The sequence below is a fragment of the Aquipuribacter nitratireducens genome, assembly GCF_037860835.1.
Taxonomy (GTDB): Bacteria; Actinomycetota; Actinomycetes; order Actinomycetales; family JBBAYJ01; genus Aquipuribacter; species Aquipuribacter nitratireducens.
Genome location: NZ_JBBEOG010000002.1, coordinates 604,779 through 617,119, shown reverse-complemented (window position 1 = coordinate 617,119; position 12,341 = coordinate 604,779). Strand labels below are relative to the sequence as shown.

General features: G+C 75.1%; 12 protein-coding genes. 2 read left to right on the top strand and 10 right to left on the bottom strand.

Annotated elements, in window-relative coordinates; translation table 11 throughout:
* From WAB14_RS06265 to rimP, 4 genes are all read right to left on the bottom strand, one after another.
* A partial coding sequence (locus WAB14_RS06265; RefSeq protein WP_340268438.1) for a translation initiation factor IF-2 N-terminal domain-containing protein occupies positions 1–300 on the bottom strand: 300 nt, incomplete at its 3' end.
* Positions 301–388: 88 nt separating this feature from the next.
* Positions 389–709, bottom strand: a complete 321-nt coding sequence (locus WAB14_RS06260; protein WP_340268436.1) for a YlxR family protein — start codon at positions 707–709, stop codon at positions 389–391.
* A 137-nt stretch (positions 710–846) separates the two neighbouring features.
* Positions 847–1,824 (bottom strand): transcription termination factor NusA, encoded by a 978-nt coding sequence (nusA, locus tag WAB14_RS06255; RefSeq protein WP_340268434.1) that lies wholly within the window; start codon positions 1,822–1,824, stop codon positions 847–849.
* A complete protein-coding gene (rimP, locus tag WAB14_RS06250; protein WP_340268432.1) occupies positions 1,824–2,321 on the bottom strand; it encodes a ribosome maturation factor RimP in 498 nt (165 codons plus the stop codon). The genes nusA and rimP overlap by 1 nt, the downstream gene beginning before the upstream one ends.
* 120 nt (positions 2,322–2,441) lie before the next feature.
* Between rimP and WAB14_RS06245 the strand changes: the two genes are divergently transcribed.
* Positions 2,442–3,545 carry a hypothetical protein gene (locus WAB14_RS06245; RefSeq protein WP_340268430.1) on the top strand — a complete coding sequence of 368 codons (1,104 nt, stop codon included), beginning with the start codon at positions 2,442–2,444 and terminating at the stop codon, positions 3,543–3,545.
* Positions 3,546–3,565: 20 nt separating this feature from the next.
* Here WAB14_RS06245 and WAB14_RS06240 read toward each other — a convergent pair whose 3' ends face one another.
* Together WAB14_RS06240 and WAB14_RS06235 are read right to left on the bottom strand one after the other, a co-directional pair.
* Positions 3,566–4,390: a TSUP family transporter gene (locus tag WAB14_RS06240; RefSeq protein WP_340268428.1), complete on the bottom strand. Its 825-nt coding sequence runs from the start codon at positions 4,388–4,390 to the stop codon at positions 3,566–3,568.
* Positions 4,387–6,177, bottom strand: a complete 1,791-nt coding sequence (locus tag WAB14_RS06235; protein ID WP_340268517.1) for a proline--tRNA ligase — start codon at positions 6,175–6,177, stop codon at positions 4,387–4,389. Before WAB14_RS06235 ends, WAB14_RS06240 begins: the two co-directional genes overlap by 4 nt.
* Positions 6,178–6,376: 199 nt before the next feature.
* Here WAB14_RS06235 and WAB14_RS06230 point away from each other — a divergent pair, with 199 nt between their 5' ends.
* On the top strand, positions 6,377–7,255 hold the full coding sequence (locus tag WAB14_RS06230) for a hypothetical protein (protein ID WP_340268426.1): 879 nt from the start codon (positions 6,377–6,379) through the stop codon (positions 7,253–7,255).
* Positions 7,256–7,361: 106 nt separating this feature from the next.
* On the opposite strand, the gene WAB14_RS06225 is transcribed toward WAB14_RS06230, so the two are convergent.
* The 4 genes from WAB14_RS06225 to dxr form a co-directional block, all read right to left on the bottom strand.
* A complete protein-coding gene (locus tag WAB14_RS06225) occupies positions 7,362–8,210 on the bottom strand; it encodes a GNAT family N-acetyltransferase (RefSeq protein WP_340268424.1) in 849 nt (282 codons plus the stop codon).
* 289 nt (positions 8,211–8,499) lie between these two features.
* Positions 8,500–9,648, bottom strand: coding sequence for a flavodoxin-dependent (E)-4-hydroxy-3-methylbut-2-enyl-diphosphate synthase (gene ispG, locus WAB14_RS06220; protein ID WP_340268515.1), 1,149 nt, complete (start codon positions 9,646–9,648; stop codon positions 8,500–8,502).
* A gap of 38 nt (positions 9,649–9,686) precedes the next feature.
* Entirely contained in the window at positions 9,687–11,039 is a 1,353-nt protein-coding gene (locus tag WAB14_RS06215) for a M50 family metallopeptidase (RefSeq protein ID WP_340268422.1), read from the bottom strand.
* A 32-nt stretch (positions 11,040–11,071) separates the two neighbouring features.
* Positions 11,072–12,244 carry a 1-deoxy-D-xylulose-5-phosphate reductoisomerase gene (dxr, locus tag WAB14_RS06210; protein ID WP_340268420.1) on the bottom strand — a complete coding sequence of 391 codons (1,173 nt, stop codon included), beginning with the start codon at positions 12,242–12,244 and terminating at the stop codon, positions 11,072–11,074.
* Positions 12,245–12,341: the final 97 nt, after the last annotated feature.

Genomic DNA, 12,341 nt, shown 5'->3' with positions numbered 1-12,341 from the left:
GGCCGGACGGGCGCTCGGCGCCGGGGCGTCCGCGGCGGGCGCGGCCGGAGCCGGTGCGCTCGGCGCCGCCGGGGCGCTGGGGGCCTCGGGGGCGGCCGTCGGGGCAATGGCCGCCTTCGCGGGAGCCGCGGGCTTGGCCGGGGCGCCGTCGAAGTTCTCGCGGACCTTGCGCACGACGGGGGCCTCGATGGTCGAGGACGCCGCCCGCACGTACTCCCCGTTGTCCTGAAGCCAGGACAACAGGGCCTTGCTCGTCAGTCCGAGCTCCTTCGCGAGCTCGTGGACGCGGACCTTTGCCACTTCTCTCCTGTCTCGGTCCGGAGCCAGGAGGGCACACGGACCGTCGTTACCGAGGGCTGTTCATCGCAGCGCGCTCATGGGGTGCTCATCACTCGTCGACCCGCTTCCGGTCTCGTGGTGCGGGGCGGGGTCGCCCCTTGTCGTCGTGCTCCGTGCGGACCTGCTCGACCGCCCACGTGCGGGCGGTCGCCGTCACCAGGTCCGTGCCGACCGGTCCGGTCGCGCGGAGGGCCCGCGCGAACGCCTTGCGGCGTACGGCGAGCCCGGCGCAGCCGGGGTCCCGGTGGAGCCAGGCACCGCGCCCGGGGAGCCGCGCACCGGGATCGGGGACGACCTGGGGCCCTCCCTCGACCTCGGCCAGGACGAACCGGGCGAGGACCGACCTCGGCGCGGGGCGGCGGCAACCCACGCACGTGCGCACGGGTCCGGCCGACGTGGGGTCGTCCAGGGGTGTCGTGCGCTCGGGCAGGGCGGCAGTCGCACCTGTCGAGGCCTCCGCAAGTGTAGCGCCGTCCGGCTCCGGGGCCGACCGGGTCGCCGGGCGGGTCACGACGCGGGTGCGGCCTCGTCGGAGCGGATGTCGATCCGCCAGCCCGTCAGCCGCGCCGCGAGGCGGGCGTTCTGGCCCTCCTTGCCGATGGCGAGGGACAGCTGGTAGTCGGGGACCACGACGCGGGTCTGCTTCGCGGCGGCGTCGACGACCTCGACGGACAGGACCTTGGCGGGCGACAGGGCCGCGGCGACGAACCGGGCGGGGTCCTCGTCGTAGTCGACGATGTCGATCTTCTCCCCGCGCAGCTCGCTCATGACCGCCCGGACCCGTTGGCCCATCGGGCCGATGAAGGCGCCCTTGGCGTTGAACCCGGGACGGCCGGCCCGGACGGCGACCTTGCTGCGGTGCCCCGCCTCGCGTGCGACGGCGGCGATCTCGACGGTCCCGTCCTCCAGCTCCGGCACCTCGAGGGCGAACAGGCGCCGCACGAGGTTCGGGTGGCTGCGCGAGAGCGTGATCTGGGGGCCCTTGAGCCCCTTCGCGACGCCGACGACGTAGCAGCGGACCCGGTTACCGTGGCGCAGGTCCTCCCCCGGCACCTGCTCCGCCGGCGGCATGACGCCCTCGACGTCGCCGAGCCGGACGCGGATGTAGCGGGGGTCCCGGCCCTGCTGGACCTCGCCGGAGACGATGTCGCCCTCCCGCCCGCGGAACTCGCCGAGGACGCGCTCGTCCTCCGCGTCGCGGATGCGCTGGAGGATGACCTGCCGGGCCGTCGAGGCCGCGACGCGGCCGAAGCCTGCCGGCGTGTCGTCCCACTCGCGGACCACCTCGCCCGCGTCGTCGACCTCCTGCGCGAGCACGGTGACGCGCCCGGTGCGGCGGTCGAGGTCGATGCGGGCGTGGGTCTCGGCGCCCTCGGTGCGCTGGTAGGCGAGGAGGAGCGCCTGCTCGATCGTCGCGATGAGCACCGGCAGGGGGATCTCGCGCTCCTGCTCGATGAGGCGCAGCGCCTGCATGTCGACGTCCATCAGGCCTCCTCCGTCCCGGTGCGCCGGAACTCGACCTGGACGAGCCCGCGGCGCACCCGCGACCACGACAGAACCGTCGCGACGCCGTCCACCTCCACGTGCACCCCGTCGTCGTCGACCGCGACGAGCCGGCCGGTCACCGGGTCGGCGCCGTCCTGCTCGACCCGCACGAGCCGGGACCGGGCCCGCAGCCAGTGCCGGCGTTCGGTCAGGGGCCGGTCGACGCCAGGCGTCGTCACCTCGAGCGACCACGGCCCGGGACCGACCGCGTCGGCCTCGTCGAGCACGGTCCCGACGGCGCGCGACACCTCGGCGACACGGTCGAGGTCGACCGCCCCCACCTCGTCGGCGGGGAGGTCGACGACGACCCGCACGAGCCGGCGGCGGCCGACCGTCTGCACGGCGACGTCCTCCAGCTCGAGGCCGGCGCCGGAGACGACGGGCGCCAGGAGGGGCGCGAGCCGCTCCCGGTGGGAGGACGGGGACGAGGGGGGCACGGTGGACGGCTCCGGGGCTCGGGGACGGGGTGGACACACTATCCGTCGCGGCACGCCCGGACCGCCGCGCACGGGCTGCCGGAGCGCGAGGTGGTGCGACGCGTCTGCGAGCATCGGGCCGTGCCCGACGTGCTGCCCGGACCGCCGGACCGCCGCAGCGTGCTGCGGGCCGGTGCCCGGGGTCTCGTCGCCGGGCTCGGGGCGCTCGCGACGGGCGGGCTCGCCGCGTGCTCCGGTGACGTCGGGTCCCCCGGTGAGGTGCTGCGTGACCTCGGACTGCGTGGCGAGGCGGGTCCCCCGGCGCCGAGCGCCCGCGAGCTCCGACGGCGCGACCTCGTGACGGGGACGAGGGCGTGCCTCGACGCCCTCGACGCGCTCGCGGCGGCGGGCACGACGACGCTCGCCGGCCGCTGGGCCGGTGGCGGCGCCGCGACCGAGGCCCTGCGTGGCGTCCACCGGGAGCACCTCGCGCTCCTCGACCCCGCCGTCGCGGCGCCCGGGGCGGAGAGGACGTCGCCGTCGCCCGGCCCGTCGACGGCCGCCACGGGCGCGCCGACGCCGGCCGCAGGCCCCTCGACGCCGCCGGTCACCCCGACCGAGGCGCCCGACGTCCTCGCGGTGCAGGCCGCGGAGGCGACGTCCGCGGCCGTCGCGGAGCGGGCGGACGTCGACGCGGACACCGACCTCGCCGTCGTGCTCGCCCGGGTGGGAGCCGCCCGGGCCGCGCAGGCCGGCGCGGTCGGCGACGACCTGGGGCCACCGGGGTCGGGCTGGCCCACCGCAGCAGTGCCCGACAGCGCCCGCGAGCCGCTCGTCGCGACGCTGCAGCACCTGCTGGCCCAGGAGCACCGGGCGCGGTGGTCGTACGCCGTCGTGCAGTCGTGGTCGACGGACCGCGCCGACGCCGCCGCGGCGGCCCGCGGCGCGCACACGGCGGCCGTGGCGGAGCTGCTCCTCGCGGTCGAGCTGCTGGGCGCGGTGCCCGTCGCGCCGGAGGCCACGTACCCCACGGACCTCGACGGCGACCCGGTCGGCGGCCCGGCGGACGCGACGGCGCTGGCGCTGCGCCTGCAGGACGCCCTGGCGACCGCGGCGGGCGCCGTGCTCGTCGCCGCGGTCGACAGCGGCGTCGCGGACTGGGTCGCGGCCGCGGTCCGGGCGCTCGCGCTCGCCGAGCGCGGTCGCTGGTCGTGGGGCGGGGGGCCTGTCGCCTTCCCCGGCTGACGGGCTGAGCGGGGCGCCGGTCAGAGCCCGGCGACGACGTCCCACGCGAGCCGGGCCGCGAGCAGGCCCACCACCACGAGGAACACGGCCCGCACGAAGGCCGAGCCACGTGCGATGGCGGTGTGCGCACCGAGCCAGCCACCGGCGAGGTTGGCGGCGCCCATGAGCACGCCGAGGGTCCACAGGGGCGCACCCTGCAGCGTGAAGACCACGAGCGCCGCGAGGTTCGTCACGGCGTTGGCGATCCGGGCGAGACCCGTCGCGTCGAGGAACTGGTACCCCGCGAGACCGACGAGCGCGAACACGAACAACGTCCCCGTGCCGGGGCCGAAGATCCCGTCCCACACCCCGACGCCGATACCGATGCCGGCGAGGAGCGCGGCGAAGGACATCGAACGGACGCGGTGCCGCTCGACGAGGCCGAGCCGGGGCCGCGCGACCGTGACGACCCCGATGACGACGACGAGCACGAGGACGAGCGGCGTGAAGAGACCGGGCGGGACGAGGGCCGCGAGCGCGGCGCCGAGGCCCGACCCGACAGCCGCGGCGGCCGTGAGCACCCCGACGGCGCGCGGGCGCCGCGGCAGCCGGCGGGCGTACGTCACCGCGGCGGCCGTGGTCCCCCACACCCCCGACAGCTTGTTCGTCGCGAGGACCTGGACGGGGGTGGCCCCCGGCAGCGCGAGCAGCAGCGCCGGGAGCTGGACGAGCCCGCCCCCGCCGACCACGGCGTCGACCCAGCCGGCGACGAGCGCGGCGAGGACGAGCAGCGCGACGGCCTGCCAGCCGACGTCGGGCATGCCCGGCCAGCCGGCGAGGACGCCGGCCGCCGTGGCGGCGCTCACCCGAGCTCGGCGACGACGTCGTCGAGGGCGACGTCGCGGCGCTCGCCCGTCCGGCGGTCGACGACCTCGACGTAGCCGTCGGCGAAGCGCTTGCCCACCACGACGACCGTCGGGAGCCCCACGAGCTCGGCGTCGTTGAGCTTGACGCCCATGCTCGCCTTCCGGTCGTCGAGGACGACGTCGAGGCCGGCGGCGTCGAGGTCCGCGGCGAGGCGTTCGGCGCCCTCGGCGACCGCCGGGTCCTTGCCCGCGACGACGACGTGGACGTCCGCGGGCGCGACGGCCCGCGGCCACACGAGGCCCTTGTCGTCGTGGGTGGACTCGGCGATCGCCGCGACGGCGCGGCTGACGCCGATGCCGTAGGAGCCCATCGTCACGACGACGCTCTTGCCGTTCTCGTCGAGGACCGTGAGCCCGAGCGCCTCCGCGTACTTGCGGCCGAGCTGGAACACGTGGCCCATCTCGATGCCGCGGGCGGACTCCAGGGTGCCGCCCCGCTCGCCGGCGCACTGCGGGCAGGGGTCGCCGTCGCGGACCTCGGCGGCCTCGATCGTCCCGTCGCCGCCGACCTCCCCCGCGGCGGGGAAGTCGCGGCCGGCGACGAGGTCGAAGACGTGACGGCCGTCGGCGTCGGCGCCGGTGAGCCACGCGGTCCCGACGACGACGCGCGGGTCGAGGAGGTAGCGGATGCCGCTGCCGCCGCGCTCGGCGCTCGCGGTCCCGAGGACGCCGGGGCCGATGTAGCCCTTGGCGAGGACCGGGTGCTTCCGGAAGTCGTCGTCGGTGAAGGCGTCGACCGTCGCGGGCTCGACCGCGGCGGCGAGGCGCTTGGCGTCGACCTCGCGGTCGCCCGGGACGCCGATCGCGAGCGGCTCGCGCGTCCCGTCGGGGTGGACCAGGACGACGAGGACGTTCTTCAGCGTGTCGGCGCCGGTCCACGGCCGGTCGTCGCGGGGGAACGCGGCGTTCGCGTGGTCGACGAGCGTCTGGATCGTCGGCGTGCCCGGGGTGTCCTCGACGTGGGCGGCCGGCAGCGCGGCGAGCTCGTCGGGGGTCGCGGCGGGCGGGGCGACCGTCGTCACCGCCTCGACGTTGGCCGCGTAGTCGCACGCGGTGCAGCGGACGTACGTGTCCTCCCCCACCGGGCTCGGGGTGAGGAACTCCTCGCTCGCACTGCCGCCCATGGCACCCGACACCGCCTTGACGACGACGAAGTCGAGCCCGAGCCGGTCGAACGTGCGGAGGTAGGCGTCGCGGTGCGCCCGGTAGCTCGCGTCGAGGCCCTCGTCGGAGGTGTCGAAGGAGTAGCTGTCCTTCATGACGAACTCGCGGCCACGGAGGATCCCGGCGCGCGGGCGCGCCTCGTCGCGGTACTTCGTCTGGATCTGGAACAGGTAGAGCGGCAGGTCCTTGTAGCTGCTGTAGAGGTCCTTGACGAGCAGCGTGAACATCTCCTCGTGCGTCGGCCCGAGGAGGTAGTCGCCTCCCTTGCGGTCCTTGAGCCGGAAGAGGTTGTCGCCGTAGTCGTCCCAGCGGCCGCTCGCGGCGTACGGCTCCTTCGGCAGCAGCGCCGGGAAGTGGACCTCCTGCGCGCCGATGGCCTCCATCTCCTCGCGGACGATCGCCTCGACCTTGCGCAGCACCCGGTAGCCCAGCGGCAGCCAGCTGTACACGCCCGGTGCGGCCCGGCGGACGTAGCCGGCGCGCACGAGGAGCTTGTGGCTCGGGACCTCGGCGTCGGCCGGGTCGTCGCGGAGGGTGCGGAGGAAGAGGGAGGACATGCGCATGAGCACGGCGGCGAGGGTACCGGCGGGTGGCGGCAGGTCCCGGTCCGGCCACAGCGCAGGACCGGGCGGTCTGCCCGGCTGTCGACCTGCGGCTCCGCCGCCGATTTCCTGCGCCATGGCCTGTGGACGAGTGCGCAGCGCACCTTGTCCCCTTGTGGACGGACCCTCGAGTCGGCACCGGAACCCGCACGCTCGCACCGTGAGCACGCCCGTCACCGTCGTCGCCGCGCTCGGCACCGCCACGTACCCGGAGCTCATGGAGCACGTCTCACGTCGGTCGCTCCGCACCGCCCTGTCGCGGGGCGAGGTGGTGCGGGTCCGGCGAGGGCGCTACGCCCTGCCCAGCGCGACCGGCGGTGTGCGACGCGCCCTCGAGCTCGGCGGTGCCCTGTCCGGGCTGAGCGCCGCGGAGCACCACGGCTGGGGCGTGCTGCACCGGTCGAGCGGGACGGAGGTGACCGTCCCACCCACCGCCTCGCGACTCGTGCCGGGCGGGGCGACGCTCCGGTGGGGCAGGCTGTCGTCCCACGAGCGACGCGACGGCGTCACCGACCCCCTGCGCACCGTCCTCGACTGCGCCCGGACCCTCCCCGTGCCCGATGCGCTCGCTGTCGCCGACTCGGCTCTGCGCCGGGGCGACGTCCGGCGCCGCGACCTCCGCCGCGCCGTCGAGGAGCTGGCCGGCCGTCGCAGCGGGCGCGCCCGGCTGGTGCTGACGCACGCGAGCAGCCGCGCGGCCAACGCCTTCGAGTCCGGCCTGAGGGGGTGGTGCCTCGTGGCGGGGCGGAGGTCGCTGCAGCCGCAGGTCGAGATCAGGTCACGACACGGCGACGTCGCCGTCGTCGACCTCGCGGACGTCGACGCCGGCGTGGTGCTCGAGGCTGACGGCTACGACACCCACGGCACGCGTCGAGCCTTCGCCCTCGACCTCGCACGGCACGACTGGCTGCAGACCGACGGCTGGGCGACCCGCCGGTTCGCGTGGACCCACGTGATGTTCGACGGCCGCTTCGTGGTCCGTCACGTGCTCGGGGCGTACACCGAGGCAGCAGCACGGCAGCGGGGTCGTCGCCGATGACACGGCCGCGTCGGCGGCCACAGCGCAGGACCGGGCGAGCAAGTCGGCGCCTGGCCTGCGGCAGCGGCTGACGGTTCCTGTGCTGTGGCCCCTGCGGGCCCTGACATCACAGCAGGACGGTCGCGAAGCAGCCGTGCCTGACGAAGCCCACCCGCTCGTACACGCGGATCGCGCGCTGGTTGTAGTCGTTGACGTACAGCGAGGAGCGCGCCCCGAGGTCGCGGCGCACGGCTTCCACCACAGCGGCGACCGCGGGCACGGCGATGCCCTCGCCCCGCCGGTGCGGCGCCACCCACACCCCCTGGATCTGGGCCACCGCACCCGTCACCGCCCCGAGCTCGGCCTTGAACACGACCTCGGGCACGCCGTCTGCCCCTGGCTCCAGCAGGATGAACGAGCGACCGAGCGAGACCATCTCCGCGACGCCCGCCTTGTACCCGGCGCCCCCGTCGATGCCCAGCGGGGAGTAGCCGATCTCCTCGGTGAACATCGCGACGGACGCCGGGAACAGGGTGTCGAGCTCCGTCGGACGGGTCCGCCGGACCTCGGGGTGGGGCTCCACCTCGGCCCGCTCGCACACCATGAGCGGCTGCTCGCCGCGCACCTCCCGTGCAGGGCCCCACGTGCCCTCCAGCCCGGCCCACAGCCGCAGGACGTCGTCGCGCGGGCCGAACAGGGAGGAGCTGCGACGCGGTCCCTGCCGGGCCCTCGCGGCGAAGGCGTCGGCGGCCTCGCCGTGCGCCGCCACCGGCACCATGTTCGCGCCCACCCAGCAGAGCGAGACGAGGTCCCCTGCCTGGTGGTAGCCCCAGACCTCTGCCCGGCCGGCCTCCCCGAGCAGTCCCCCCACCAGCCGGGAGCTGACGAACGCGTGGGAGACGGGGTCGGTGGCGCAGAGGTCGACGGCGGCCTCGAGGTCCCGGGCCCCCAGCACGCGCACCGACGAGCGAAGCACGCCGCCATCCTCACCCACCGGCGCCCCGCAGGCGACGCCGCGGGCGCGCTCCAGGCGCGTCGCGACCGAAACGTGACCCCGTCGCCCTTTATCGCCCGGGCGTCGACCCGCGCCACGCACCGGAGGACGATCCCGCTGCGCGGAGGTGTGTCATGAGCCCGTTCGCTCACCGGACCGTCATGACTCCGACGAGGAGGTGACGGCCCACCTGGGCCCGCCGCTCCTCGACACGTCCCTCCTCGTGCTCGACCTCGCGACCCTCGCCGTGCTCGACCCGACGGCGTGAGCCTCAGGAGACGCTGACGACCGGGGAGCCCTGGGGCGCCTCGCCGCCCTCGGGGTCGACGCCCATCTCCTCTGCGATCCGCATCGCCTCCTCGATGAGGGTCTCGACGATCTGCGACTCCGGGACGGTCTTGATGACCTCGCCCTTGACGAAGATCTGCCCCTTGCCGTTGCCGGAGGCGACGCCGAGGTCGGCCTCGCGGGCCTCGCCGGGACCGTTGACGACGCACCCCATGACGGCCACACGCAGCGGCACGGTCATGCCCTCCAGGCCTGCGGTGACCTCGTCGGCGAGGGTGTACACGTCGACCTGGGCGCGCCCGCACGACGGGCACGACACGATCTCGAGCTTGCGGGGGCGCAGGTTGAGCGACTGCAGGATCTGCGTGCCCACCTTGACCTCCTCGACCGGGGGCGCGGAGAGCGAGACGCGGATGGTGTCGCCGATGCCCTTGCTCAGCAGGGCGCCGAAGGCGACGGAGGACTTGATGGTGCCCTGGAACGCGGGCCCGGCCTCGGTGACGCCGAGGTGGAGCGGCCAGTCCCCGCGCTCGGCGAGCATCTCGTAGGCACGGACCATGACGACCGGGTCGTTGTGCTTGACGGAGATCTTGAAGTCGTGGAAGTCGTGCTCCTCGAAGAGGGAGGCCTCCCACACGGCCGACTCCACGAGCGCCTCCGCCGTCGGCTTGCCGTACCTCTCCAGGAGGCGCTTGTCGAGGGAGCCGGCGTTGACGCCGATGCGCAGCGAGACGCCGGCGTCCTTCGCGGCCGCGGCGATCTCCTTCACCTGGTCGTCGAACTTGCGGATGTTGCCGGGGTTCACCCGCACCGCGGCGCAGCCGGCGTCGATCGCCGCGAAGACGTACTTCGGCTGGAAGTGGATGTCGGCGATGACGGGGATCTGCGACTTCCTCGCGATGACCGGCAGCGCCTCGGCGTCGTCCTGGGACGGGCACGCGACCCGGACGATGTCGCAGCCGCTCGCGGTGAGCTCGGCGATCTGCTGCAGGGTGGCGTTGATGTCGGTCGTGGGCGTCGTCGTCATCGACTGCACGCTGACGGGGGCGTCGCCGCCGACGAGGACGCTGCCGACCTTGATCTGGCGCGACTTCCGGCGGGGGGCGAGGACGGGTGCGGGGGCTTCGGGCATGCCGAGGCTGACGGTCACGCCCCCATTGTGGCCCCGGCTCAGCCCGTGAGCCTGATCGGGTTGACGACGTCGGCGTAGATGAGGACGACGGCCATGCCGAGGAGGACCACCGCGACGCCGTAGGCGACCGGCAGGGCCTTCGCGACGTCGACCGGTCCCGGGTCGGGCAGGTTGCGGGCGCGGGCCCACGTCTTCTTCGTGCCCTCCCACAGCGCCCCCGCGACGTGGCCGCCGTCGAGGGGCAGCAGCGGGATGAGGTTGAAGACGAAGAGCGCGACGTTGAGGCCGGCGAGGATGGCGAGGATCTGGGCGACCCGCTCACGAAGGCCGAACTCGCCCGCCGGGTCCTCCAGCGCCGCGACCTCGCCGGCGAAGCGACCGACACCGACGACGCTCACGGGTCCGTCCGGGTCCCGCTCCCCGCCGCCGAAGGCGGCCTGCCCGACGCCGACCATGTACTGCGGGAGCCGCGCCACGACCCCGACGGTCCCGACGACGGCGTCGGCGACCTGGCCGGGCACGCTCGTGAGGGGCTGCCGCACGGTCGCCTGCACCGGGGAGACGCCGAGGAAGCCCGCGCGGACGGTCGCGAAGGACCCGTCGGCCTCCTCGACCGGGAGCCCGTCCTCGTCGCGCGCGATTACGTCGGCGACGATGGGGGTCGCCTGCAGGGTGAGCTCGCGGCCGTCGCGCTCGACGCGCACGTCGACACGCCGGCCCCCGGACAGCCGGATCTGCTCGCTGACCGCGTCCCACGTCGGCGTCGGGACCCCGCCGATGGCGAGGAGGGTGTCCCCCGGGCGGAGCCCCGCCGCCGCGGCCGGGGCCGCGGGGTCCGACGGCGAGCACTCGGCGTCCGCCGGGGCGTCGACCGGCAGGACGCACCGCGACACCGTCTGCACCTGCGTCGTGAGCGTCGGCACCCCGAAGCCGCTCACGACGACGGTGAGGAGGACGACGGCGATGAGGAGGTTCATGACGGGGCCGCCGAGCATGATGACGAGCTTCTTCGGCACGCTGAGGCCGTAGAACGTCCGCTTCTCGTCGCCGGGGCGCAGTTCCTCGAGGGACTCCGCACGGGCCTGCTCGACCATGGAGGCGATGGGGTTGCTCGACGCCGAGCCGACCATGCCGGCGGGCGTGCCGGGCCTCGGGGGGAACATCCCGATCATCCGGATGTAGCCGCCGAGGGGGATCGCCTTGACGCCGTACTCGGTCTCGCCGCGGCGCCGTGACCACAGCGTCGGGCCGAAGCCCACCATGTACTGGGTGACGCGCACCCCGAAGCGCTTGGCGGGGACGAGGTGGCCGACCTCGTGCAGGGCGATGGACACGGCGATGCCCACCACCATGGCGAGCACCCCTGCCGTGTAGGCGAGCGCATGGTCCACGAGCGTCTCCCTGCTCTGCTGCCGCCCTCCGTTCACACGGGCGGGCGGACCCCCAGTGTCTCAGCCGCGCGGGCCCGTGCCCACGTGTCGGCCGCGACGACGTCGTCGACGTCGCGCGGCTCCCCGAAGCCCTGGTCGGCGGCCACGGAGAGAACCTCGGCCACCGTGTCGACGATCTGGAGGAACCCGCAGTTCCCGGCGAGGAACTGCTCCACCGCCACCTCGTTGGCGCCGTTGTAGACGGCGGGCGCGACACCCCCCGCCGCACCGGCCTCGCGCGCCAGACGGACGGCGGGGAACGTGTCGTGGTCGACCGGCTCGAAGGTCCACGCCGTCGCCGTCGTCCAGTCCAGTCCCGGCGCGGCGTCCGGCACCCGGTCCGGCCAGCCGATGCCGAGCGCGATGGGCAGGCGCATGTCGGGAGGGCTGCACTGCGCGAGCGTCGAGCCGTCGGTGAACTCCACCATCGAGTGGACGACCGACTGGGGGTGGACGACGACGTCGACGCGCTCCATTGGCACGTCGAAGAGCAGGTGCGCCTCGATCACCTCGAGACCCTTGTTGACGAGGGTCGCGGAGTTCGTCGTCACGAGCGGGCCCATGGCCCACGTCGGGTGGGCGAGGGCGGCCTCCGGCGTCACGTCGGCGAGGGAGGCGCGGTCCCGGCCGCGGAACGGACCGCCGGAGGCGGTGAGGACGAGCCGGCGCACCTCCTCGGCGCGCCCGCCGCGCAGGCACTGGGCGAGCGCGGAGTGCTCGGAGTCGACGGGGACCACCTGGTCGGGTCGTGCGAGGCGTCGCACGAGCGGGCCGCCGATGATGAGCGACTCCTTGTTCGCCAGGGCGAGGACGTGCCCGGCCCCGAGAGCCGCGAGGGTCGGCCGCAGGCCCACGGCGCCGGCGAGCCCGTTGAGCACGACGTCGGTCGGGCGCGCCGCCAGCTCCGTCGCCGCGTCCGGCCCGACGAGCACCTCGGTGCCCCGCCCCTCGGTCCGCAGCCGCGTCGCGACCGCCTCGCCGGCCTCCGGGTCCGTGACCGCCACGACGGGCACGTCGTGCGCGAGCACCTGCTCGACGAGCAGGGCGGGGTCGCCGCCCCAGGCGGCGAGCCCGGCGACAGCGAAGGCGTCGCGGTTGCGGCCGACGACGTCGAGCGCCTGGGTGCCGATGGACCCGGTGGACCCGAGGACGGTGACGCGACGCATGGCCGCGAGTGTCGCAGCCGGCTTACGCGGCACGGATCGCAGGCGGTGTCAAGACCCTTGTCAGGCTCGGACACGGCACCTACGGTCTCCCGACCGG

Coding starts and splice junctions, on each gene's coding strand:
- dxr (WP_340268420.1), bottom strand. CDS start 12,244: ATGCGTCGCGTCACCGTCCTCGGGTCCACCGGGTCCATCGGCACCCAG.
- ispG (WP_340268515.1), bottom strand. CDS start 9,648: ATGCCCGAAGCCCCCGCACCCGTCCTCGCCCCCCGCCGGAAGTCGCGC.
- nusA (WP_340268434.1), bottom strand. CDS start 1,824: ATGGACGTCGACATGCAGGCGCTGCGCCTCATCGAGCAGGAGCGCGAG.
- WAB14_RS06235 (WP_340268517.1), bottom strand. CDS start 6,177: ATGCGCATGTCCTCCCTCTTCCTCCGCACCCTCCGCGACGACCCGGCC.